This window comes from Chryseobacterium sp. OV279 (genome assembly GCF_900128945.1).
Lineage (GTDB): Bacteria > Bacteroidota > Bacteroidia > Flavobacteriales > Weeksellaceae > Chryseobacterium.
Map to the genome: position 1 here is coordinate 245,168 of NZ_FQUD01000001.1, position 23,261 is coordinate 268,428.

The following is a 23,261-nucleotide window of genomic DNA, read 5'->3' on the forward strand; positions in this document are numbered from 1 at the left end:
GAATGAAAATAATATCGGTGAAATTATTTTTAAATGATATTATTTGTGAATTAATGAAAAAATGCTAACTTTGCAATCCAAAATGAGATGTAAAATATGTTAATAATTCCAGTAAAAGATGGGGAATCCATCGACAGAGCTTTAAAAAAATATAAAAGAAAATTTGATAAAACGGGTACAGTTCGTCAATTAAGATCTAGACAAGCGTTTATTAAGCCTTCTGTAACTTTAAGACAATCTAGACTAAAAGCCGCTTACAAACAAAGAGGCCTTAGTAAGGAAGAACAGGCTTAAGATTTTTCTTAACCACATATAATTCACTTCTTAAATATTCGTATATTTGAGAGGTGAATTTTTGTTTTTATACCTTAAGTGATGTTGGATAAATATATAGAATATGTACAGTTCGAAAAGAGGTATTCTCCTCATACCGTTACAAGCTACAAAAAAGACCTTGACGATTTTTCCCATTTCTACCTCAAAACAGAAGGTTCCGAAGATATTTCCAAAGCCGACAAAAAAGTCATCAGAAATTTTATCGTTGAATTAAGTGAAAATAATATTTCAAAAAGAAGTATCAATAGAAAATTATCCACTTTAAGAAGTTTTTATCTTTTTCTTTTAAAAATCGGGGAAATCAAAGTTTCTCCCGCAGAAAGTATCTCTTCCCTTAAGTTTTACGCTGAAAAACAGATTCCTATATCACAGGAAGAAATGCAGACCCTTAGCGATCGCGTCCTCCCGGAGCATCATGATCTCCTCGATCAGTGTATTATTGAAGTATTATATCAGACGGGAATGCGTAAAGCCGAGCTTTGTGGCCTGATGTTTGAGTATGTAAACATAAGCGGAAAGGAGCTAAGGGTAATAGGAAAGGGAAATAAAGAACGCTTTATTCCCATCTCCGAAAATCTGTCTCATCTGCTGGAAAGTTACCTCGAAATAAGGAAACCCGAAGACCCATATAAATCATATTTTTTCGTAAATAAAAAGGGGAAAAAACTCTCCGAAAAATTTGTTTATGTGGTAGTTAATAAGTACCTTAGTCTTGTAACTACGAAAGAAAAAAGAAGTCCTCACATCCTTCGGCATAGCTTTGCTACGCATGTTTTGGATAATGGGGCGGAGATCTCCAAAGTAAAAAAAATATTAGGGCATTCCAGTCTTGCAAGTACTCAGGTCTATACGAATGCCAATATTGAACAATTGAAAAAAGTGTTTAATCAGGCTCATCCCAGAGCATCTAAAAAAGAAGAATTATGAAGATCACAGTTCAATCAATTGGTTTAACTCCACACGAACCATTAGAATCACACATTGACAAAAAAGTAAGCAAGTTGGAAACCTTCTATGATAAAATTCATGAGTGCAAGGTGTTCCTAAAAGTTGAAAACGCTTCGGATAGAAACAATAAAACTACCGAACTTATCTTAGCCGTTCCGGGTGACGATATCGTCGTAAAAAAGACATCTGAAACTTTTGAAGAAAGTTTGGACCTTTGCGTTGATACAGCTAAAAAGCTACTAATCAAGAAAAAAGAGATGGCGTAGAAAAAAAAGATAAAAAAAGTCATAAAAAAGTTTGAGAATTCAAAAAAACCGTTCTATATTTGCACTCGCAAAAAGGGAACAGCGTTCTTTTGAATTCTTTTTGTTTATGCCTCCATAGCTCAGTTGGCTAGAGCAGCTGATTTGTAATCAGCAGGTCGTGGGTTCGAGTCCCTCTGGAGGCTCTTTTAATATAAACATTCGGGAAGATTCCAGAGTGGCTAAATGGGACTGACTGTAACTCAGTTGCTTCGGCTTCGCAGGTTCGAATCCTGCTCTTCCCACAGTTTATATTTTAAAAAAAAGTTTTGCAGGTTTCAAGAAAATTTCTTAGATTTGCAAACCGTTAAACCAATAGTTTTGGAAACAAAATTGCGAAAGTAGCTCAGTTGGTAGAGCGTCAGCCTTCCAAGCTGAATGTCGCGAGTTCGACCCTCGTCTTTCGCTCAAAAAGTCAGACTGAAAAGAATGATTTTTTTAACTACTGAAAAGCTTAGAGTAGAATTTTCTCAAAAGCTTTCAGTCACAACATTAAAATTGCCTCCATAGCTCAGTTGGCTAGAGCAGCTGATTTGTAATCAGCAGGTCGTGGGTTCGAGTCCCTCTGGAGGCTCAATTTTAATATAAACATTCGGGAAGATTCCAGAGTGGCTAAATGGGACTGACTGTAACTCAGTTGCTTCGGCTTCGCAGGTTCGAATCCTGCTCTTCCCACAGTTTATATTAAAAAAAATCTTGCAGATTTAAAAGGATTTTCCTAGATTTGCAAAGCGTTTACCAATAGTTTTGGAAACAAAATTGCGGAAGTAGCTCAGTTGGTAGAGCGTCAGCCTTCCAAGCTGAATGTCGCGAGTTCGACCCTCGTCTTCCGCTCAAAGAAAATCACGCTGATTAGTGTGATTTTTTTTTAGTTAGTGCCGACTTAGCTCAGCGGTAGAGTGCTTCCTTGGTAAGGAAGAGGTCACGGGTTCAAGTCCCGTAGTTGGCTCTCCAGATTTCCCGAATTTCCTTCGGGATTTTTTTTTGCCCAAAATTTTCCACAGTTCAAAATAAAGGATCAAAGATCAGGTCCAAAAGTAGTGGAATAAACAAAAATTAATTTGCTCTCGCAGATGATAAAGATAAAGCAGATTATTAAAAAGTAAAATCTGCTCAATCTCTATAATCTGCGTGAAATTTTCAAATTATTATAAATTGATTCCCTTAATCAGGATCCATGCAATTGATTCCTTCTTTGCAACCTTATAGGAGGTGATATTAAAATCAAACTTTGCATGGTCAAAAAAATACTATTTTCTCACCAAATTGTACACCAGGTTGCTTTTAAAAAATAGTAACTGAGAGTTTTTCGTTCTGAATGATCTGAGCTGATAACAGACTTTAATTATAAATTTAAATGAAAAACGGTTTTCAAAATGCTGTCTGAATTATTTTATCGTGATAGCAGGTAAGCAGAAATCATAAAATTTTCGTTAAATTCGTATCAAATAAATTTTTGATGAATATTCTTTTATTGGAAGATGACCTTATTCTCTCGGCAGAACTCTGCAGGTTTTTGGAATCGAACAGCTTTACCTGTGACAAAATCTATGACGGTGAAACCTTTCTCCGCCAGATTAAAAACAATACCTATGACCTGTATCTGCTGGATATTAATGTTCCTAAAATAAACGGGCTGGATGTCTGCCAGACTATCCGTTCTTTCGATAAAAATACACCCATCATCATTATTTCTGCTTACGGAGATATTTCCGATAAAAAGGATGCCTTCACAAGACTGGCCGACGATTATCTGGTAAAACCTTTTCAGTTTGAAGAATTGTTACTAAGAATGAACTCCCTGTTGAGGAGAAAAGCACCATCTGACACGGCAGATCAGGATATCATCAGAGTAGACGACCTTATCATCAATAAAACAGAGCAGAAAGTGTACAGAGCAGGCAATGAAATAGCTCTTACACTAAAAGAATTTCAGTTGCTGGTGTATCTTGCCGAAGCGCAGGGAAGGACTGTTTCCAAACAGCAGATCACTGAACATGTATGGGAGCATAACTTCAATACGAATACCAATACTGTAGAAGTCTACATCAATTTTCTGAGAAAGAAGATTGATAAAGATTTTAAACTGAAACTGATACACACCCGTTCCGGATTCGGATATTACCTAAGCCCATTGTAGATGTCTTTAAAAAGAAAGATAGCATTAACGATCAGTATCGCTTTTTCCCTGCTTTTTGCAATGGTGATGGCGGTTATCTATCTGTCTTTTAATGATTTCAGAAGAGATGAGTTTAAAGAAAGATTCAGGCAGCGTCTTGAATTTACCTCCCACTTCATTTCAAAGTCTAAAGATTTCGAAGAAGAGGCTCCGATTTTTTTTAATGAAAACTCAGATAACATCCTTCTTAATGAAACCATATTAATTTTCAACAGCGAGAAAGAACTGATCTACAGCACCATCAAAGACAGAAATGTCACCTGGGACAGTGCCCTTCTCAAAGAGCTGGATGAAAAGAAAATCATATACACGGAAAAAACAGTTCCCGAAATCTATGCAGCGCTCCGGAATATCAATGGTGAAAATTATTACATCCTCACCAGCGCACTAGATACCAACGGAAAATCGAAACTGGAATACCTTAAATACCTTTTGATCACAGCGTATGTAATGAGTACCCTTCTGATCGGGTTTTTCAGTTATTACTTTATGGGACAGTTCCTCCGTCCTCTGGAAGATCTGAATACCGAAATCTCGGAAGTGACGGCTCATAAGCTCACAAAACAAATTCCCGTTCAGGAGTCGAATGATGAAATTAATGTGCTGGCTAAATCATTTAATACCATGATTGCAAGGCTGGACGATGTTTTTCAGTCACAGAAAGATTTTACAGCAAGTGCTTCCCATGAAATCAGGACTCCTATTACCAGGATGGCATTTCAGCTTGAAAACCTGATCAAGTTTGAAGAACATTCACCAGAGACTTTAACTTCCTTAAAACAGATCCAGAAAGATGTGTACCAGCTATCGGATCTTACCAATTCTCTTTTACTCCTTACCAAATTTGATAAGGAAAATATTCAGAGTATTTATGAAGAAGTAAGAATTGACGAAGTTATTTTCGAAGCCTTCGAAGCGGTAGAAAAAAGCTACCCATCTCTGAAAATGGATTTCCTGATCTCTGAAGATACTTCCGAAAACGGTCTTCTGACCATAAGCGGGATCCAATCTCTGCTGGTGATTGTCTTTATCAATCTCTTTAAAAACGCAGCGGTCTATTCTGATGATGAAGAAGTAGATGTTTTGATCACGGAAACCAATGATCAGCTTACCGTAGATGTCATTTCCCGTGGCAATACGATTCCTGAAGAAGAACAGGCTAAATTATTTGAAGCCTTTATGCGCGGAAATAATTCCCAAAACATTTCCGGTTCCGGCCTCGGCCTCCGCATTGTGAAAAGAATTCTTGAATACCATGGCGCAGAGATCATATATTCTTCTCCTTCTGAACAGACCAATACGTTTAGCGTAATCTTTAGCAAGCATCTATAATTAAGTCCTCACTTTGTACTTCTGTAATAAGTGAGCTTCCTGTCTTTCATCTTGTAATTCTTCCGACAAATACAGCATTTATCGATGTTCATAAGCCAAATTTAATTTTTTTTTAAGGCTCCTTTAAGGTCGTTTTAATCGTATAGCGGCAATTTTGTACCATAAATAAAGATAGAATGAACAAAATTGCAGGGCTGTTTATTGCCATTTCCTCATTCATGGCAGGGCAGCAACAGATGTCACTTTTGGACTGTGAAGAGGCTTTTCAGAAAAACAATCTTCAGCTTCTCGCAGAACAGTACAACATCAACATGGCCGATGCAGATATCCTGCAGGCTAAGATATGGGAACTTCCACAGCTAAGCGGACAGATCAACGCCTACAATCCTGAAGGTAAGAAAGCCTTTGATATAGGGCACGCCAAAGGGGCAGAGATCACCCAGCTGATCTATATGGGCGGAAAAAAGAAAAACGAAATTGCTTTTGCAAAATCAAACAAAGAACTGGCCCAGCTTCAGTTTTCGCAGCTTCTGGTGGATCTCAGAACTCAACTTCACGCAGGGTATTTCAATCTGTATTACGAAAAACTGAAACTGGATAATACCAATAAGCAGTTAGGATACATGAATGACCTTTTAAGTGCTTACCGTGCACAATCTGCCAAAGGTAACGTTTCCCTCAAAGACGAAGTAAGACTGCAGAGTCTCGTGATCCAGCTTAATAACGATAAACTGGGCATCAATAAAAACATCCTTGAATTTGAGCAGAATTTAAAAGTCCTTACAGGAATCTCAGATGATATAGAACCCCAGCTTTCTGAGGTGGATGCCAAAGAAATTCTTGCGGCTCAGCCTTTCGGAGACGAAGATGAATTGAAGAAAAAAGCCCTGGAAAATAATTCCGATTACCAATATTTTTTAAAATTAATAGACAACAGCAAACTATACGCACAATGGCAGAAATCTCTGAATGTTCCGGATCTTAATGTAGGAGCCGGATGGGATCAGAACGGTGGAACCTTTAAAAACGAGGTGAATCTGATGGTGGGAATTCCGTTACCCTTATGGAAATCCAATCAGGGAAATGTGGTAAAAGCCAATTTCGCCATTCAGCAGAATCAGAAAAATGCTGATTATCAGAAACTGAATCTTGAAACCAAAGTACAGTCTGCCTATAAAACCTGGAAAAGCCAGTACGACCAGCTTGCCGAGATCAAATCTACAGACCTTAGCAATATGGAACTGGTGTATGACGGAATGCTGAAAAATTTCAGAAAAGGAAACGTCAACCTTATAGAATTTACAGATTTCATGGACAGCTACAGACAAACGGCGCTCCAGATCTATGATATGAAGAATGAAATCATGCAGTCGGCAGAACAACTTAATCAACTAATACAAACGAAAATCTTCTATTAAGCTATGAAAAAATATATAATCCCTGTACTGATAGCCCTTTCATTATTATCATGTACCAAAAAAGAGGAAGAAAAAGCACCACAGGCAAAGAAAGGTTTTGAACTGAGCAACACCATGCTTAATTCTATCGCTCTCGCCAAAGTGGAAACGAAAAATATAGAAGACCAATACAGCTTTTACGGAAAGATTTCTGCCGATAAAAACAGTTATATCGATGTATATCCTTTAGTAGGCGGAAATGTTTTGAGTGTAAATGCCGAACTTGGAGATTACGTGAGAAAAGGGCAAGTGCTGGCTACGATCAGAAGTACCGAGCTGGCCGAAGTTCAGAAAGATGTAAGTGATGCGAAGACAGACCTTGTGGTGGCTCAGAATAATCTGCGTGTTGCCAAAGAAATGTACGAAGGTAAGCTGAATACGGAAAGAGAAGTTCTTGAAGCCAGAAGTGTCGTACAGAAAGCCCAGGACCAAATGCAGAGAGCTACAGCCGTAAGTACAGTTTATAATGTGAAAAAGGGAAATATCTACAGCGTTCTTGCCCCTATCAGCGGATATGTCGTTCAGAAAAACATCAATAAAGATATGCAGCTGAGAAGCGACAGAAGCGAAAATATTTTTGACGTAGCCAATACGACGAATGTATGGGCCATCATGAATGTAAATGAAGCTGATATTGATAAAATAAGCCTGGGAATGAAAGCGCAGGTTTCCACACTTTCCTATCCGGATAAAGTTTTTGACGGAAGAATTGATAAGATATTCAAAATTATCGATCCCGAAACCAACTCCATGCAGGCAAGAGTCGTACTGGATAACGCTAATGGTCTGCTGATCCCGGAAAGTAAGGCAACCATTAAAGTATCAAGTTCTGAGAACAGTACAGCGCTTACAGTTCCTTCAAAAGCCGTTATTTTCGATGACAACAGAAGTTTTGTCGTTGTTTTCAAATCCAGAACCGATATTAAAGTGAAAGAAATAAAGATATTAAAGCAGGTGGGAGATATCACCTATGTATCCGGAGGCCTGTCTGAAGGAGAAGAAGTGATTACCAACAATCAGTTATTGATTTATCGCTCTTTAAATAGTTAATACGTTTTAAACCATTAAGAGTATTTTAAGCTGTAAAAAGGTACAAGAAGAGATAAGAAGGAAGCTGAAAAATATCTTCAGATATTTCCTTAATCAAGCTTAAAACCTGAACTTTTCTTAATGGTGCAATTAAAATAGTAACGGACTTAAAATAATATTTCTTTCAACGGCTTTTTTAGGTCACCAACTTAATCTATCATGAATAAATTCATTAAAAATATAATTGCTTTCTCGTTAAAAAACAAAGCATTTACCTTTATCTGGGTAGCTATTTTGGCGATTGCGGGTTTTATAAGTTTCAAGAATATGCCCATTGAAGCTTTCCCCGATGTTACCAATACCCAGATTGTCATTATAACCCAATGGAATGGACGTAGCGCAGAAGAAGTGGAACGTTTTGTCACTACGCCCATCGAATTGGCCATGAGCCCGGTCCAGAAGAAAACGAGTGTGAGAAGTACCACGATGTTTGGGCTCTCTATCGTTAAAATTCTTTTCGACGATGGGGTGGATGATACTTTCGCCAGAAATCAGGTGAATAACCAATTAAGAACCGTAAGCCTTCCTGATGAGGTGGATCCGGAAGTTCAGCCACCCTACGGGCCTACCGGGGAAATTTTCAGATATACCCTGGAAAGTAAAACAAAGGATTCTAGAGAGCTGCTTACCCTGCAGAACTGGGTGATCGACCGTGCACTGAGAGGGGTTCCGGGCGTTGCAGACATCAATGTTTTCGGAGGTCAGGATAAAGTTTTCGAATTGAGTATTGATCCGAGAGCTTTGGATAAATACAATCTGACGCCGCTTCAGGTGTATGATGCCGTTACCAAAAGCAATTTAAATGTAGGAGGTGATGTGATCGAGAAAAACGGACAGGCCTATGTGGTAAGAGGAATAGGTCTTGTAAAATCTGTGGCAGACATTGGAAATATTACGATCCAGAATGACAGCGGAAACCCAGTACTGGTAAGATATGTAGCAGATGTCCACGAAAGTTCTATGCCGAGAGTAGGGCAGGCCGGTCTAAATAAACATGAAGACACGGTAGAAGGAATTGTGGTGATGAGAAAAGGGGAGAACCCGAGAGAAGTTCTGGTTGGAGTAAAAGCGAAGATCAAAGAACTTAATGAAAAAGTCCTTCCGAAAGATGTCAAAATGGTAACGTTCTACGACCGTGATAACCTGATGGACTTTACGACGCACACCGTGATGCACAACCTGATCGAGGGAATCATTCTGGTTACGGTGATCGTCCTGATTTTTATGGCGGACTGGAGAACGACATTTATCGTTTCCATTATTATTCCGCTGTCCCTGTTATTTGCATTTTTATGCTTAAAACTCGCCGGAATGAGTGCGAACCTGCTTTCATTGGGAGCGGTAGACTTCGGGATCATTATTGACGGAGCCGTCGTCATGGTGGAAGGGCTCTTTGTGATGCTCGACCACAAAGCCCTCAAATACGGAACAGAAAAATTTAATAAACTCTCAAAAGGAGGCTGGATCAAGCAGACAGGAACAGGCTTAGGAAAAGCGATCTTCTTTTCAAAATTAATTATCATCACCTCCCTGATTCCTATTTTCTCATTCCAGAAAGTGGAAGGAAAGATGTTCTCGCCGCTGGCATTTACATTAGGATTTGCACTAATAGGAGCATTGATATTTACACTGACGCTGGTTCCGGTTCTTTCCCACATCCTATTAAACAAGAATGTAAGAGAAAAAAACAATCCGTTTGTCAATTTCTGGGACAGAATTGTACTAAAAGGATTCAACTATACCTTTAGACATAAAAAGATGAGTTTAATTGTTGCCATATCTTTCATGGTGGTCACCTTATTCTCCGGAAAATTCTTAGGAACGGAATTCCTGCCGCAGCTGAATGAAGGTTCACTCTGGATCACCGCGGAAATGCCGATGAGTTCATCATTAAAGGAATCATTGAAAACAGCAGATCTTTTAAAGAAAGATATTATGAGCTTCTCTGAAGTGACCGATGTGCTGGCTCAGACAGGACGTAGTAATGACGGAACAGACCCGAACGGATTCGGATTTGTACAGTTTGCTGTCAACCTTAAGCCTAAAGATGAATGGAAACGGAAGATCAGCTATGAAGAACTGATTGAAGAGATTGATAAAAAACTCAGAAGTTACCAGGGAATTACCTTTAATTATTCCCAGCCGATCTCAGATAATGTGGCAGAAGCCGTAGCCGGTTTCAAAGCAGAAAATGGAATCAAGATCTACGGAGACAATCTCGAAACTTTAGATAAACTGGCTGATCAGGTATTAAAACAGATCAAAAATGTAGAAGGGGTAAAAGATCCGGGAATCATTAAAAATATCGGACAGCCGGAAGTAAGCGTGGTGCTGGACAGAGATAAAATGGCGGCTTATGGTGTAATGCCGGATGATGCACAATCAGTGTTGGAAATGGCGTTCGGAGGGAAAACTGCTTCGGAAATGTTTGACGGGGAAAGAAAATTTCCGATCCGTCTCCGTTATTCCCAGGAATACAGAAAGGATGAGAATGATATCGCTTCATTAATGGTCCCTACACAGGGTGGCGCAAAAATTCCACTGAAAGAGATCAGTACCATTGTAAAAGATAACGGAGCCGCATTTATTTACAGAGATGATATTAAACGATACATCGGGGTTAAATTCTCGATCCGTGACCGTGACTTGGGAAGCACCATTGCCGATGCGCAGAAAAAAGTAGCGAATATTGATCTTCCGGATGGCTATTCCATCGGATGGACAGGTCAGTTTGAAAATCAGCAGAGAGCTTCACATAGGCTTGCGCAGGTAGTTCCGATCAGTATTCTTGGAATTTTCTTCTTACTGTTTATCCTGTTTGGAAATATGAAAGATTCGTTATTGGTACTAGCGAATGTACCTTTCGCACTGATCGGGGGAATTATTGCCCTTCACCTGACCAGAATGAATTTCGGAATTTCCGCAGGAGTAGGAATGATTGCCCTGCTCGGAATCTGTATCCAGAACGGAGTCATCCTAATCACAGAGTTTCATCAGAATGTCAAGGACGGATTGACTTTGGATAATGCCATATTAAATGGGGTAAAATCCAGAACCCGCCCTGTTATCATGACTGCCCTGATGGCTTCGATAGGATTGATGCCGGCTGCATTGTCCACAGGGATCGGTTCGGAGTCTCAGAAACCTTTAGCCATCGTCATTATCGGAGGATTGATTACAGCGACGGTATTAACACTCTTGATCTTCCCGATTATCTTCTGGATCTTCAACAGAACAAAGAAGTCCCAACAGATTTAAAATTTCTTCTATCTATATTAAGTGAAGCGCGGAAAACATAGTTTTCCGCGCTTCTTGGTATCGAAATAATTATTATGAGTCTTTTTAAAATCCTAATCCTACAGCAAAAGCTTTTACGGTATTAGGGTAATCAGAAACGGCTGTTGCAGCTCCCGATGTTGTATTGACGGTGTATAATTTCGTTGAGGTTCCTACAGTAGCCATCAGATACGCTTTCTGGCTTGCACTTCCGATATCAAAACCGTTCGCATTCGTAATATTGATGCCTAAAGAACCGGTTTCTACCAGAGTTCCGTTATTCGGAGGCGTTTGCTGGTATAATTTATCTGTATTATGATCGATCACAAATAGAGTAGTAGATGTAGCACCTGCAAAATTATTGGTATAAGCTGCAGCACCAATCATCGCTGTAACCGGACTGATAGTCGTGTCTACTGCTGTGATACCTCCGGTAACAGGATCTAAACGAAGATTTTGTCCGGTATTGCTTACGACGCGTATTTTATCAACCATTGGATTGAAATCAAATCCGAAATCCGTTCCTGCCAGTAAAGTAGCGAAAGGTGAACTTCCCACAGCCGTAGCAGCCCCGGTTCCTAAATTAATTGTATAAATTCTGCTTGAACTTCCCAAAGCATACAATTGCCCGTTCAAAGGACGGAAATCTATTCCTAAAATATTTTCTCCGGTCTGAAGTCCTGCCACTGTTTTTGAAACCGGCATCGGGCTGTTTGGATTGAAGATTTGAAGATTATTTGAATTATCGATGGCATAAGCTACCGCTTCAGTAGGAATCGCAAGATCTATAATAGCCTGTGGAAAAGATCCTATAAAAGTGGCTTTACCGCTGTTCAGATCCAGCACATGTAATTTTTCGTTTAAGGCCAGTAAAGAGGTGCTGTTATCAAATTTAATATCAAAAGCAGCCTGTCCTGAGAAAGTAGCTCCAAGACTTCCTACTTCCACTAAAGTTCCGTTATTAGGAGGATCCTGCTTAAATAACTTTCCGGAAACGGGATCAATATCGTATAAAACAGTGGAGGAAGCACCTGCTTTGCTGTTGGTATAGGCTACCCCGTTAATGCTTGGCGTTCCTGCACCGGAGATATTGGTATCGGTTGCTGCCACGGCTCCCGTTTCAGGGTGAAGTCTTAAATTTTGTCCGGTATTACTCACCAATCGGATTCTGTCTACCGTTGGATTAAAATCAATAGAAGCGATCGTTCCGGAAACTGCAGGTGTGAAAGCTGTAGCGCTTACCATTCTTGCAGAAGCACTGGCTGTATTGATGATGTATAATTTGCTGGCATTCGACAGTGCGTATAATTCTCCGGTAGCCGGTCTGAAATCTATACTCATGAGTTTTTCGCCGGCTGTAATTCCTGTAATGGCTGTTTTAGCGGCAAATGTTTTAGGATTATTGGCATTGAAAGAAACAAGTTCATTCATTCCGGTAAGTCCGTAAGCCATAAGATCAGGTCCGGTTACATTGCTGTCCGGCATCATCATCTGATCATCGGAATTGTCGCACGAAAAAAATGTCGTCACGGTCATCATGACCAGAAAGAAGTGTAATAATGTTCTCATAATATTATTTTTAATGGTTTATAGTATGTACGAGAAAACGATTAAAGCGGTTTTTTTGTAGTGAATTTTATGGATAAAAAAATATTTTAGGCTTCTATACTATTCAGAACGAATCAGATAGTTTATAATTTGAACTAAAAAGGGTAGGGATGATTTTTTTCAATCCGGAAATTTGTGTAAATTTGCAGTCTCAATACATTGAAATATAAGGTTTGTGCTTCTTTGATTTGAATATTAAAACTTTTTTAATGAAAAAGGTTTTGTATGTAAAAAAATCATTATATTTGCACACCGAAAAATTGAAAAATAATAAAATAAATAATTTTAAATCATGGCAAAGGAAACGTTTAATCGTAACAAACCACACTTGAACATTGGTACTATTGGTCACGTTGACCATGGTAAAACTACTCTTACAGCTGCAATTTCTGCTGTATTAGCTAGCAAAGGTCTTGCTGAGAAAAAAGACTTCTCTGCAATTGACTCTGCTCCAGAAGAAAAAGAAAGAGGTATTACTATCAATACTGCTCACATCGAATACGAAACTGAAAAAAGACACTATGCTCACGTTGACTGTCCAGGTCACGCGGATTATGTAAAGAACATGGTAACTGGTGCTGCTCAAATGGACGGAGCTATCGTAGTATGTGCTGCAACTGACGGTCCTATGCCTCAGACTAGAGAACATATCCTACTTTGTCGTCAGGTAAACGTACCTAGAATCGTTGTTTTCATGAACAAAGTTGACATGGTAGATGATGCTGAGTTATTAGAGCTTGTTGAAATGGAACTTAGAGACTTATTGTCTACTTACGATTTCGACGGTGATAACTCTCCAGTAATTCAAGGTTCTGCACTTGGTGCTCTTACAGCTGCTACTGCAGAAGGAGGTGCTAAGACTGATGATCAATGGTTCAAAAGCGTTGAGCAATTAATGGATGCTGTTGATACTTGGATCGAGCAACCACCAAGAGATACTGATAAGCCTTTCTTGATGCCAATCGAAGACGTATTCTCTATTACAGGTAGAGGTACTGTTGCAACTGGTAGAATCGAGGCTGGTATTATCAACACAGGTGATCCTGTTGATATCATCGGTATGGGTGAAGAAAAATTAACTTCTACTATTACAGGAGTTGAGATGTTCAGAAAAATCCTTGACAGAGGTGAAGCTGGAGATAACGTAGGTCTATTGTTGAGAGGTATTGAAAAAACTGACATCAAGAGAGGTATGGTTATCGCTAAGAAAGATTCTGTTAAGCCACACAAAAAATTCAAAGCATCTGTTTATATCCTTTCTAAGGAAGAAGGTGGACGTCACACTCCATTCCACAACAAGTACCGTCCTCAGTTCTACGTAAGAACTACTGACGTTACAGGTGAGATCTTCTTACCAGAAGGTGTAGAAATGGTAATGCCTGGTGATAACTTAGAGATCACTGTAGAATTGTTACAGCCAATCGCTCTTAACGTAGGTCTTAGATTTGCGATCAGAGAAGGAGGTAGAACAGTTGGTTCAGGTCAGGTAACTGAAATCTTAGACTAATCATCTTAAAATAAATAAAGCTTCCGGAAGGAAACTCTCCGGAAGCTTTTTATCTACGGGCATCGTCCAATGGTAGGATACCGGTCTCCAAAACCGTTGATCAGGGTTCGAATCCTTGTGCCCGTGCAAATATTAATTATGAGTTCATTTGTTGATTTTTTAAAAGGTTCTTATAACGAATTCAGACATAAAGTTGAATGGCCAAAGTGGGCTGATCTTCAGTCTTCGACTATTGTAGTAACTATAGCTACAGTGATTTTGGCATTGTTTACCTTTGGAGTTGATGAATTGTTTTCAAAAGCAATCAGCAACATAATTGGAATGCTAATTAACGTGTTCAACTAAAAAAGTATTTTCCCATAATGAGCGAATTGAAATGGTATGTGCTGAAAGCGATCAGCGGACAGGAAAATAAAGTGAAAAACTATATTGAGACAGAAATCAAACGTTTAGGGTTTGAGCAGTACGTTACTCAAGTGGTTATTCCTATGGAAAAGGTTATACAGATTAGAAACGGAAAAAAAGTTCCTAAAGAGAAGCCTTACTATCCTGGATACCTGATGATCGAAGCTGATCTGATGGGTGAAATTCCTCACGCGATTAAGAACATTCCGGGAGTAATATCTTTCCTTAGCTTGACGAAAGGAGGTGATCCTGTTCCCATGAGAAAGTCTGAAGTAAACAGAATGTTGGGAAGAATGGATGAGCTTTCAGAATTTGCAAGCGATGTTGAGATCCCATTCATTGTAGGTGAAAACGTTAAAGTAATTGACGGACCTTTCAATGGATTCAACGGAACTGTTGAGAAGATTCTTGAAGACAAAAAGAAAATCGAAGTTTCTGTATTGATCTTCGGTAGAAAAACTCCAATGGAGTTGAGCTATATGCAGGTAGAAAAAGTATAACACATACTTTTAAAATATAGTAAGACCGCTTTTTTGAGCGGTCTTTTTTTGTGCTTAAACTTTTGGAACTAATTTATTAAAATGCTATATCTTAATAGGTGTTCATTGTAAAGTTCGTATAAAAGAGTGTTTGTTTTTATTTAGTTTTCACTGATTTGTGATAAAGTAATAGATTTTTATCGAGATAAAGATTTATTTTTTGATTTATTTTCATGTGGCATGCTTCTTGTAAAGTAGTACCCAATTAATCCATAAAGTTTTATCCTTTTAAATGGTATACTGTGCATAGCAGAGTATAGGAAAGCTGTATGCTTTTTTGAAATGGGAAAGGAAAATGAAATGATGGAAGATTAACAAAACAAACACAATACAAGTTCAATGACTAAAATTATTTCGATGGTGCTTTTTGCATGCACTGTATTCGTGAGCGCTCAGGTTGGTATAAACACTTCAAAACCTGAAAAAGATCTGACAGTAAACGGAACGATGAAGACTTCAGGAATGATCTTCAAAAGTCCTTTAGAAAAATTAGGAGCTGATGAAAATTATACCTTCGTGATCAAGTCTCCGGCTCCGGAAAACAAAATTACGGCTTACAATGATACTTTTGTACCGAACTCTCCGGCACCCATTAATCTTATTCAGTTTAAAATCACTTGTGATGCTTCAGATAAAGACTGGGTGAATCAGTTTGATACCAAGATCAATTCAAACAAATTTCTTGTTGTGATTTCTTCTTTCGGATTTACACAGCCGGTGAGAACCTATTCTGCAGATTGGTTGACCCCGGTACCGCAGATTTTCGCCTATCCTTCCGGCGGAACATGGAAACTGAAAGCAGATTACCAGGGATTTGCCCCTGATAATTCTTTTCCTACCGGAGAATGGACGCTGAATTTGCTGGTTTTTGACAAAGCCTATGCAAAAGAACTGAATACGACACAGGATTTAGGAACTTCTACTACTGGTGCTGCTGCAGCTCCATTAATTCAATAAAAACACAACATAATGAAAAAAATCACCACATTATTCCTTTTAGCAGGTTCTTTTTTAGGACTTCATGCACAAGTGGGTATTAATACTGCTAATCCTCAGGGAACTTTGGATGTAGCCGGAGAAACTCTGGTGGAATCTTATCTTGTAGACACTGTCAACTCACCGGCAAGGGGAAATTATTTTCTTTTGACCCGTTCAAAAGATACTTCTCCGGTAGGGAAAATTAAGATGCTGGATATTTCGCTTCGTAATGTAGCACCGGTAAATACCTACAATGTTATTCTGAAAAATGTAAGCCAGGATGAAGTTATTAATCTGAACACAGGTTTGGAAACCGGCAAATATGTAGTGGCCATCACTGGCGCTGTATTTTCCAATGCCGTTTCGGCTGTGAATACTTCTACAAGTCCTAAGTCTTTCGGGGCTTATTCTACGGAAGTAACGCAGGTGACAAGTGGAGGAAAAACCTATCATGCGATCAATTTAAGCTTTAAAGGTGCAGGTACAGTATCTTCTACAAACGGAACATGGACGCTTACATTGAACGTCTTTGAAAAGTCTCTGGTAAAAGAATGGGGAACATTCACCGGATCTGTTTCTGCTTCGGCTTCACCGATTTATTCAGGAGTTTCAACTAACACGCCTTTAGGGCTTCAATAATGATGATCATGGAAAAAAGAATTTATATTATAGTGATACTGTTTCTGGGAATTTTTATGAATGCCCAGTCCGGAAGAGTAGGGATTAAAACCACGGATCCGAAAGAAACACTGGATGTGAACGGTCAAACTTATACAAACACTCTGTATCTTAGAAGTCCGGGAGAACCTACAATGACCGGAGGGAGTTTTCTGGCGACTTCCGAAAATTCACTTCAGTTGTATGATCCTACTTTGGAAAGCAGCGGACTGTTTAATTATCTTAAACTTTCTCTTACAGGAATTTCTGGAGCTGGAATTTCGGACTATGATACCAAAATTGATGCAGATAAGTTCCTTGTCGTAGTTCACAATTACTCATTTAAAATGAATGATGGAACCACCAACGTAGCTCTTGACTATGGGGACAACGGGACCAATGATAACAGGCAGGGATCTCCTGATGTGACGGCATTCAAAAGCAAAGGAACATGGCACATCAGAGCAAGGTTTACAGACAGCAAGCTTATTGCTCTTACCTCTGCCAATCCGGCAAGAACTTACAATAATTTTACCATAGATCTTTATCTGATGGCATACAAAAGGCTGATCACAAAACAGAACATCACCGATATCACGACCGATCTTGGAGGAACAAACGGTTCTGCACGTACAGTGAATAAGCCTTCAGGATTTTAATCGGAAGATTAATATTTGAACAATATAGTAAGCCATATCTGAGGATGTGGCTTTTTTAGTGCTATAAATCTGTTGTAATAATGAGACAAAAAGTAAGGAGACTGATCTACTGTGGGGAATATTCAAAATAGGTATGCTGCGTCTGAATTAATCCTTTATAAATTTTTTCTGTATTATATTTTGAGCTTTATCTGTTGCTTTCAGCAGATAAACTCCTTTAGGCAGCGCTGAAACATCTGCATATTTTCCGTTCAGATTATTCTTTAACAGTTTTCCGTCCAAAGTGTAAATCTCTATATCAGATACTTCTTCTGTGAAAAATAGAGTGTTTTTTACCGGATTTGGATAGATACTTAAATTACTTTTTTTCACCTCAGAAGTGGCAAGTACATTACATTCCGGATTGTAGGTGTCATTCGTAATGGTCCAGTTTTTAAAATTAGTCAGATTGTTTCTTGCTGTTAATGCCTGAGGGGTAGAGTACACCAGGCCGGATGCGCCTAAGGACATGTTGTTAGGACTGGAAATACTGTTAGCCCAGCCCTGTAATGTCGAATTATAATGATTACATGATAAACCGGAGGAATCCAGCATAGCATTCATTTGCGTAACAGCGTATAAATTCCAGGTTCCCAAATCCTGATTGAATGCAGTGGCGTTTTTAAACATCGTACGCATATCCTTTACGGCTGAAGTATCCCAGGTGCCAATAGGTTGGTTGAAAATCGGATTGTCGCTGAACATAGCATACATATTGGTTACATTTGAGGTGTTCCAGTTTCCTATAGGCTGATTAAAAAGCAGGGCTCGGGTAAACATGTTGCTCATGTTGGTAACCATTGACGTATTCCAGTTTCCAATAGGCTGATTGAATTTTTCTGCTTCTGCAAACATATCAAGCATATTGGTGACATTTGAGGTGTCCCAGCCGGCAACAGGCTGATCAAAGGCTCTGGTTTCCCTGAAGACCCCGGACATGTCGGTAACCATGGATGTGTCCCAGTTTCCGATAGGTTGATTAAATTTATATGCATTCGTAAACAGCGATTTCATATTAGTAACACTGGATGTATTCCAGTTGGCTAAAGGCTGGTTGAACATCTGCGTGGAATTGAACATATATGAAATATCGGTCACCTTTGAAATGTCCCAGTTTTCAATAGGCTGATTGAAGATCATGGCATCAGAAAACATAATGTTCATATTGGTAACTTTTGAAGTATCCCAGTTGGCAAGAGGCTGATTAAACTGATAGGTAAATCCAAAGGTTCCCTGCATATTGGTTACATTCGAGGTATTCCAGATTCCTACAGGCTGATTAAATTGGGTAGCGCCATAAAACAGTAAAGAAATATCCGTAACATTGGAGATGTTCCAGCTGCTTACAGGCTGGTTGAATAATGTGGCATTGTAAAAACAGGAGCTCAAATTGGTCACATGGGAGACATCCCAATCACTGAAAGAAGAATTGCCAAGCAGCTTATAACATCCGGCAAACATCCCTGCCATATTAGTGACAAGGTCTAAAAAAGGAATATCAGTAGCGGTGACATCCATTTCTGTGCAGTAATTAAACGCGCCTTCCATACTGGACCATTTAATGTTTCCCCACTGTACAACTTCGGTAATTTTGTGAATGTCTCCGCGTACAGTCACGGTGGGTATGAAAAAGCAGATGCGGTGAAAATTCCCATTGTCTGAGCTTACCTTTAAAGTATAGGTAGCATTATTGGCTACAGGGTTGAGAGGAGCTCCGAAGTCGATGAGGAGAGGCATTCCCAGAACGGTTGTTACATTCGTTAATGTTGCATTGTGGGCAGGATATCCAACTTCTTCCCAGTAAATTTTATAATCTGTTCCTACTCCGGGAAAGTAAATCTGAGTAGAGGTACTTTGTGTAGGAATAAAGCCGGTATTACTGGGCTTCCATACGGTGATAAAATCATTTTGTGCTTTGATACTAAAACAAAACAGTAGAAAAATACTCAGAAGTAAATATTTCAGTTTCATAGATTTCGTTTTTTGTAAATGTAGAAAAAAAATGATAATGATCTAAGCTACAGATACTAGTGCTCAAATTCATCATTTTCGGTATATACTCAATAAGGAAACAGAAATTTTCCATGAGCTTTGAATGAAGGATTAAATTTTCTTAAAACAGCCTCCGGGATATTTATAATTAAAAAATATTAATTATTTTTAATGAAGTAAACTAAACCAAAAACTAAAATTAATAACATGAAGAAAATTTTTCTTTTGACATTCTTGTCATGCATGGCTTTTAACAAAGCTCAAAGTTGGTCATTAACGGGTAATTCAGCTACAGATCCTGCCACAAACTTTATCGGTACAACGGATAATAAAGATTTAGTCTTTAAGACTAATAATGCTGAACGGCTTAGAATCGGTGATGGCAGAATGTTTTTCAAGACCAATACGGTAGATGGAGATGGGATCGACATCATTGATGAAACCCAAAACAGGAACAGTGGAACAGACGTGGTGTGGATTAAAAGTGTTCATCCGCAGGCTAATGATGTTGGGCTTTTATCCATATCTACTGCAAACTGGCAATATCCCATATTTTCAGCAAGAGAAAACGGGAAAATTTTGATGGGAGTTAATGCTTACAATTCTTCTCTGGCCTCTTGCTCAGACTGTAACAGCTACAGACTGTTTGTGAAAGATGGAATTAAAACTGAAAAAATTAAAGTTGAATTTGCTAATGTTCATGGCTGGGCAGATTATGTATTTAGTGACAGCTATAAATTGCTGCCTCTAAATGAAGTGAAGAAATTTATAACTTTAAATAAGCACCTTCCTGAAGTACCTTCAGCAGAAGAAGTGGTAAAAAACGGCGTTGAATTAAAAGAAATGAATGTTCTTTTGTTGAAAAAAATAGAAGAGCTGACATTACATTTGATTGATTTAAATGAAAAGGTAGAAAAGCAAAACGAAAAAATACAACAATTAGAAAAAAATAAATTATGAAAAAAGTTCTCTTTTTCTTAATTGTATGCAATGTATTCGTTACTTTCAAATCACAGACCGACACTCAGTCAAGAGCTTGTATAATAGATACCAGCAAGAAGAATTCTACCGGCGAATTACAAAAAAACAGTCCGAATTGCGGGAATACGTCATTGTACTACAATCAGAATGGTCACAATAATCCTAAATACACCCCACAGCTAAGTGATGATGTGATCTATGTGAAATTAAATTTTATTTTTCCTACCAAACCGGACGGGACAGGTAATTTTGAACAGAATAATCCTGAACATACTGCATTTCTCAACAGTCTTGTAGATATGATCAACTATCGGCTTGCCAATCTGGGAAATCCGGTAAACGGATGTGAAAATTCTACCCAGCAGATCTCCGATACCAAAATGAGAGTCATCGTCAATAAAATCTGGAAAGTAGACCCGGCATGGGATTATCTCATAACAGGTTTTAACCCGGCCAACAATGATCCTTATGATCATAACAGTATTTTAATACCGGGATCTACCTATTACTATTCGTATTATGATAACGATCCGAGCATTCCTCCCGGAATCAACATTACATTTGCCAATAACGGGCAGATCTATTCTGAATTCCAAAACGGGAACTATACTCAGGTGCCTTTAGGCTGGGCTGCTTCAGAGTTTCCATCTTATTATCAGTTTGATACAAAATTGAGACAGTCCTGGCCGGATATTTACAACGGTTTTCTCCACAGGAAACATAATGCTGTAGGTAACCCTGTTTTCGGTAGCCCTACCTGGGAAACTGTCAAGCAGTGGTATTATTCTGATTTGGGAGCGAGAGCAATGGTTCATGAATTAGGACACAATCTTGGGTTGTATCATCATGACTGCGGTTCAAATCTTATGAGCTATTCTGCGGGGAATCACGATTATCTGAGTATTGAAGATGTTTCATTGATGTTTCAGACGGCATCCATAACCAATGTAAGACAGTATTTTACAGAAAACTCATTTAAAAATACCTCTTTAAATGTAAATTCTAATGAGCTGTGGGATATCAACTTCAGGAATTATTCAAATGTTAAAATCGATAATAATTCAAGTTTAAAGACCACCTGTAAATTAATAATGGCTCCTCAAAGCAGAGTAATTGTTAAGAACGGAAGTAATTTTATCATTGAAGGCGCGGATGTGAGATCGGCCAATGATTCTTCCTGGAATGGAATAAAAATAGAAGGAGATGGCTACTGTTTAATTTTACCGGATACAAAAGTAGACAACGGATATTTTTATGCCTATACCGATAATTCAGTTTTAGCTACCAGTAAAAATATAGTGGAAAAGCAGGTGATGAAAACGGAAGCGAAGATGAAAGGAGAAATAAAACAAGCTGCTTCGGATTCATTTAAAATTTATCCTAATCCTACAGGTGATTTTATCAATATCCAGACGGGTGATGAAGTGGTGTCGGTTTCAATCTATAACGCTTCCGGGCAGAGAATCATAAACCTTGAAGGAAAAGCTAAAAAAATAGATGTACAGTCTATTCCGTCAGGAATGTATTTATTGGAAATCAAAACCAAAAATAAAGTGGTCACCGAAAAGTTTATCAAAAAATAATAATCAAGTAAAATTAATTATTCATAACAAGTTAATTACTGTTCAGAAATGAGCAGTAATTTTTTTTTCTGCATATTTGACTTTTATTCATGTATTTAGAGAATTATTATTTGCTAATTCAAAAATATTTCATAATTTTGCAGTCCGAAAAGTAGATTTACTGTATGTGAGTCGGTAATCTGCTGAATAATAAATGCTTCCAAACTCATTAATTATTCAAACTAAAAAAATTAAAAATGGCTAAGAAAGTCTTTAAAATGGTAAAGCTTCAGGTGAAAGGTGGCGCAGCTAACCCTTCTCCACCAGTAGGTCCAGCATTGGGTTCTGCAGGTGTGAACATCATGGAGTTTTGTAAGCAATTTAACGGGAGAACCCAAGATAAGCCAGGGCAAGTTTTACCTGTAGTAATTACAGTATACGAAGACAAATCTTTTGAATTCGTTATTAAAACTCCACCTGCAGCGATCCAATTAATGGATGCAGCTAAGATCAAGGGAGGTTCCGGTGAACCAAACAGAAACAAAGTAGGTTCTGTGTCTTGGGATCAGGTGAAGAAAATCGCTGAGGATAAAATGACTGACCTTAACTGCTTTACAATCGATTCTGCAGTTTCTATGGTTGCAGGTACTGCTAGATCTATGGGATTAAGAGTAACAGGAACTAAACCAACTTTTAACGCTTAAAACTAATAGAAATGGCAAAATTGACTAAAAAGCAAAAGGAAGCTTTAAGCAAAGTAGAAAAAGGAAGAATCTATAGCCTTGAAGAAGGTTCTGCTCTTGTAAAAGAAGTAAACACTACGAAGTTTGATGCTTCTGTAGATATCGCTGTTAGATTGGGTGTAGATCCAAGAAAAGCAAACCAAATGGTAAGAGGTGTAGTATCTCTTCCTCACGGAACTGGTAAAGATGTTAAAGTTTTAGCTCTTGTTACACCAGATAAAGAAGCTGAAGCTAAAGAAGCTGGAGCTGATTATGTAGGTCTTGACGAATATTTACAGAAAATAAAAGAAGGTTGGACGGACGTTGACGTTATCGTTACGATGCCAGCTGTTATGGGTAAATTAGGTCCATTAGGTAGAGTACTAGGTCCAAGAGGTCTAATGCCTAACCCTAAATCAGGAACTGTAACCATGGAAATTGGTAAAGCAGTAGCTGAAGTAAAAGCAGGTAAAATTGATTTCAAAGTAGACAAGTATGGTATCATCCATGCTGGTATTGGTAAAGTATCTTTCGATGCTGCTAAGATCAAAGAAAATGCTCAGGAATTAATTTCGACATTGATCAAAATGAAACCAACTGCTGCTAAAGGTACTTATGTGAAGAGTGTTTATCTTTCTTCTACAATGAGCCCAGGTATTGCAATTGATAGTAAATCTGTTAACTAATAATAAT

Annotated in this window: 20 protein-coding genes and 8 tRNA genes; 26 read left to right on the forward strand and 2 right to left on the reverse strand. The window is 38.4% G+C overall.

The genetic code is table 11. The annotated features are described in order from the left end of the window. Window positions 1–96 precede the first annotated feature (96 nt). From rpsU to BUA72_RS01020, 15 genes are all read left to right on the forward strand, one after another. Window positions 97–294, forward strand: coding sequence for a 30S ribosomal protein S21 (gene rpsU / locus BUA72_RS00950; RefSeq protein WP_034723363.1), 198 nt, complete (start codon window positions 97–99; stop codon window positions 292–294). 81 nt (window positions 295–375) lie between these two features. After that, window positions 376–1,263, forward strand: a complete 888-nt coding sequence (locus BUA72_RS00955) for a tyrosine-type recombinase/integrase (protein ID WP_047452862.1) — start codon at window positions 376–378, stop codon at window positions 1,261–1,263. Beyond that, window positions 1,260–1,550, forward strand: a complete 291-nt coding sequence (locus BUA72_RS00960; RefSeq protein ID WP_034723368.1) for an HPF/RaiA family ribosome-associated protein — start codon at window positions 1,260–1,262, stop codon at window positions 1,548–1,550. Before BUA72_RS00955 ends, BUA72_RS00960 begins: the two co-directional genes overlap by 4 nt. A gap of 108 nt (window positions 1,551–1,658) precedes the next feature. Next, window positions 1,659–1,732, forward strand: a tRNA-Thr gene (locus BUA72_RS00965). A gap of 18 nt (window positions 1,733–1,750) precedes the next feature. Next, window positions 1,751–1,831: transfer RNA gene (locus BUA72_RS00970), tRNA-Tyr, on the forward strand. A gap of 90 nt (window positions 1,832–1,921) precedes the next feature. Beyond that, window positions 1,922–1,994 (forward strand) — tRNA-Gly (locus BUA72_RS00975). Window positions 1,995–2,086: 92 nt separating this feature from the next. Then, window positions 2,087–2,160, forward strand: a tRNA-Thr gene (locus BUA72_RS00980). Between the two features lie 20 nt (window positions 2,161–2,180). Further along, window positions 2,181–2,261 (forward strand) — tRNA-Tyr (locus BUA72_RS00985). An 86-nt stretch (window positions 2,262–2,347) separates the two neighbouring features. Further along, a tRNA-Gly gene (locus BUA72_RS00990) sits at window positions 2,348–2,420 on the forward strand. 43 nt (window positions 2,421–2,463) lie between these two features. Continuing rightward, window positions 2,464–2,535, forward strand: a tRNA-Thr gene (locus BUA72_RS00995). A 510-nt stretch (window positions 2,536–3,045) separates the two neighbouring features. Then, on the forward strand, window positions 3,046–3,726 hold the full coding sequence (locus BUA72_RS01000) for a response regulator transcription factor (RefSeq protein ID WP_040997427.1): 681 nt from the start codon (window positions 3,046–3,048) through the stop codon (window positions 3,724–3,726). After that, window positions 3,727–5,097 (forward strand): ATP-binding protein, encoded by a 1,371-nt coding sequence (locus tag BUA72_RS01005; protein ID WP_072921404.1) that lies wholly within the window; start codon window positions 3,727–3,729, stop codon window positions 5,095–5,097. It abuts the gene before it with no gap. A gap of 176 nt (window positions 5,098–5,273) precedes the next feature. Further along, window positions 5,274–6,515 carry a TolC family protein gene (locus BUA72_RS01010; protein WP_083544094.1) on the forward strand — a complete coding sequence of 414 codons (1,242 nt, stop codon included), beginning with the start codon at window positions 5,274–5,276 and terminating at the stop codon, window positions 6,513–6,515. 3 nt (window positions 6,516–6,518) lie between these two features. Beyond that, window positions 6,519–7,604 carry an efflux RND transporter periplasmic adaptor subunit gene (locus tag BUA72_RS01015; protein ID WP_047452860.1) on the forward strand — a complete coding sequence of 362 codons (1,086 nt, stop codon included), beginning with the start codon at window positions 6,519–6,521 and terminating at the stop codon, window positions 7,602–7,604. A gap of 198 nt (window positions 7,605–7,802) precedes the next feature. Then, window positions 7,803–10,901 carry an efflux RND transporter permease subunit gene (locus BUA72_RS01020; RefSeq protein ID WP_072921405.1) on the forward strand — a complete coding sequence of 1,033 codons (3,099 nt, stop codon included), beginning with the start codon at window positions 7,803–7,805 and terminating at the stop codon, window positions 10,899–10,901. 84 nt (window positions 10,902–10,985) lie between these two features. Here BUA72_RS01020 and BUA72_RS01025 read toward each other — a convergent pair whose 3' ends face one another. Beyond that, entirely contained in the window at window positions 10,986–12,488 is a 1,503-nt protein-coding gene (locus BUA72_RS01025; RefSeq protein ID WP_072921407.1) for a DUF4394 domain-containing protein, read from the reverse strand. A 331-nt stretch (window positions 12,489–12,819) separates the two neighbouring features. On the opposite strand from BUA72_RS01025, the gene tuf reads away from it, so the two are divergent. The 7 genes from tuf (at window position 12,820) to BUA72_RS01060 (ending at window position 17,272) form a co-directional block, all read left to right on the forward strand. Next, a complete protein-coding gene (tuf, locus tag BUA72_RS01030; RefSeq protein WP_047452857.1) occupies window positions 12,820–14,034 on the forward strand; it encodes an elongation factor Tu in 1,215 nt (404 codons plus the stop codon). A 55-nt stretch (window positions 14,035–14,089) separates the two neighbouring features. Then, a tRNA-Trp gene (locus tag BUA72_RS01035) sits at window positions 14,090–14,160 on the forward strand. A gap of 12 nt (window positions 14,161–14,172) precedes the next feature. Further along, window positions 14,173–14,379, forward strand: coding sequence for a preprotein translocase subunit SecE (gene secE / locus BUA72_RS01040; RefSeq protein WP_034702507.1), 207 nt, complete (start codon window positions 14,173–14,175; stop codon window positions 14,377–14,379). Between the two features lie 17 nt (window positions 14,380–14,396). After that, window positions 14,397–14,939 (forward strand): transcription termination/antitermination protein NusG, encoded by a 543-nt coding sequence (gene nusG / locus BUA72_RS01045; RefSeq protein ID WP_034702030.1) that lies wholly within the window; start codon window positions 14,397–14,399, stop codon window positions 14,937–14,939. 378 nt (window positions 14,940–15,317) lie between these two features. Continuing rightward, entirely contained in the window at window positions 15,318–15,935 is a 618-nt protein-coding gene (locus BUA72_RS01050; protein ID WP_047452856.1) for a hypothetical protein, read from the forward strand. A 12-nt stretch (window positions 15,936–15,947) separates the two neighbouring features. Continuing rightward, complete coding sequence (locus BUA72_RS01055; protein ID WP_072921409.1) at window positions 15,948–16,595, forward strand: hypothetical protein; 648 nt, start codon at window positions 15,948–15,950, stop codon at window positions 16,593–16,595. Window positions 16,596–16,603: 8 nt separating this feature from the next. Further along, window positions 16,604–17,272, forward strand: coding sequence for a hypothetical protein (locus BUA72_RS01060; protein ID WP_047453107.1), 669 nt, complete (start codon window positions 16,604–16,606; stop codon window positions 17,270–17,272). 147 nt (window positions 17,273–17,419) lie between these two features. Here BUA72_RS01060 and BUA72_RS01065 read toward each other — a convergent pair whose 3' ends face one another. Beyond that, complete coding sequence (locus BUA72_RS01065; protein ID WP_072921411.1) at window positions 17,420–19,282, reverse strand: BspA family leucine-rich repeat surface protein; 1,863 nt, start codon at window positions 19,280–19,282, stop codon at window positions 17,420–17,422. A 228-nt stretch (window positions 19,283–19,510) separates the two neighbouring features. Between BUA72_RS01065 and BUA72_RS01070 the strand changes: the two genes are divergently transcribed. The 4 genes from BUA72_RS01070 to rplA all read left to right on the forward strand — a co-directional run bounded on the left by BUA72_RS01070 (window position 19,511) and on the right by rplA (window position 23,254). Further along, entirely contained in the window at window positions 19,511–20,263 is a 753-nt protein-coding gene (locus BUA72_RS01070) for a hypothetical protein (RefSeq protein WP_139259463.1), read from the forward strand. Further along, a complete protein-coding gene (locus tag BUA72_RS01075; protein WP_072921414.1) occupies window positions 20,260–21,867 on the forward strand; it encodes a T9SS type A sorting domain-containing protein in 1,608 nt (535 codons plus the stop codon). Before BUA72_RS01070 ends, BUA72_RS01075 begins: the two co-directional genes overlap by 4 nt. Before the next feature lie 236 nt (window positions 21,868–22,103). Then, complete coding sequence (gene rplK, locus BUA72_RS01080) at window positions 22,104–22,550, forward strand: 50S ribosomal protein L11 (protein WP_034723381.1); 447 nt, start codon at window positions 22,104–22,106, stop codon at window positions 22,548–22,550. A gap of 11 nt (window positions 22,551–22,561) precedes the next feature. Beyond that, on the forward strand, window positions 22,562–23,254 hold the full coding sequence (gene rplA, locus BUA72_RS01085; RefSeq protein ID WP_034723382.1) for a 50S ribosomal protein L1: 693 nt from the start codon (window positions 22,562–22,564) through the stop codon (window positions 23,252–23,254). The last annotated feature ends 7 nt before the right edge of the window (window positions 23,255–23,261 follow it).

Coding starts and splice junctions, on each gene's coding strand:
- rpsU (WP_034723363.1), top strand. CDS start 97: ATGTTAATAATTCCAGTAAAAGATGGGGAATCCATCGACAGAGCTTTA.
- BUA72_RS00955 (WP_047452862.1), top strand. CDS start 376: ATGTTGGATAAATATATAGAATATGTACAGTTCGAAAAGAGGTATTCT.
- BUA72_RS00960 (WP_034723368.1), top strand. CDS start 1,260: ATGAAGATCACAGTTCAATCAATTGGTTTAACTCCACACGAACCATTA.
- BUA72_RS01000 (WP_040997427.1), top strand. CDS start 3,046: ATGAATATTCTTTTATTGGAAGATGACCTTATTCTCTCGGCAGAACTC.
- BUA72_RS01005 (WP_072921404.1), top strand. CDS start 3,727: ATGTCTTTAAAAAGAAAGATAGCATTAACGATCAGTATCGCTTTTTCC.
- BUA72_RS01010 (WP_083544094.1), top strand. CDS start 5,274: ATGAACAAAATTGCAGGGCTGTTTATTGCCATTTCCTCATTCATGGCA.
- BUA72_RS01015 (WP_047452860.1), top strand. CDS start 6,519: ATGAAAAAATATATAATCCCTGTACTGATAGCCCTTTCATTATTATCA.
- BUA72_RS01020 (WP_072921405.1), top strand. CDS start 7,803: ATGAATAAATTCATTAAAAATATAATTGCTTTCTCGTTAAAAAACAAA.
- BUA72_RS01025 (WP_072921407.1), bottom strand. CDS start 12,488: ATGAGAACATTATTACACTTCTTTCTGGTCATGATGACCGTGACGACA.
- tuf (WP_047452857.1), top strand. CDS start 12,820: ATGGCAAAGGAAACGTTTAATCGTAACAAACCACACTTGAACATTGGT.
- secE (WP_034702507.1), top strand. CDS start 14,173: ATGAGTTCATTTGTTGATTTTTTAAAAGGTTCTTATAACGAATTCAGA.
- nusG (WP_034702030.1), top strand. CDS start 14,397: ATGAGCGAATTGAAATGGTATGTGCTGAAAGCGATCAGCGGACAGGAA.
- BUA72_RS01050 (WP_047452856.1), top strand. CDS start 15,318: ATGACTAAAATTATTTCGATGGTGCTTTTTGCATGCACTGTATTCGTG.
- BUA72_RS01055 (WP_072921409.1), top strand. CDS start 15,948: ATGAAAAAAATCACCACATTATTCCTTTTAGCAGGTTCTTTTTTAGGA.
- BUA72_RS01060 (WP_047453107.1), top strand. CDS start 16,604: ATGGAAAAAAGAATTTATATTATAGTGATACTGTTTCTGGGAATTTTT.
- BUA72_RS01065 (WP_072921411.1), bottom strand. CDS start 19,282: ATGAAACTGAAATATTTACTTCTGAGTATTTTTCTACTGTTTTGTTTT.
- BUA72_RS01070 (WP_139259463.1), top strand. CDS start 19,511: ATGAAGAAAATTTTTCTTTTGACATTCTTGTCATGCATGGCTTTTAAC.
- BUA72_RS01075 (WP_072921414.1), top strand. CDS start 20,260: ATGAAAAAAGTTCTCTTTTTCTTAATTGTATGCAATGTATTCGTTACT.
- rplK (WP_034723381.1), top strand. CDS start 22,104: ATGGCTAAGAAAGTCTTTAAAATGGTAAAGCTTCAGGTGAAAGGTGGC.
- rplA (WP_034723382.1), top strand. CDS start 22,562: ATGGCAAAATTGACTAAAAAGCAAAAGGAAGCTTTAAGCAAAGTAGAA.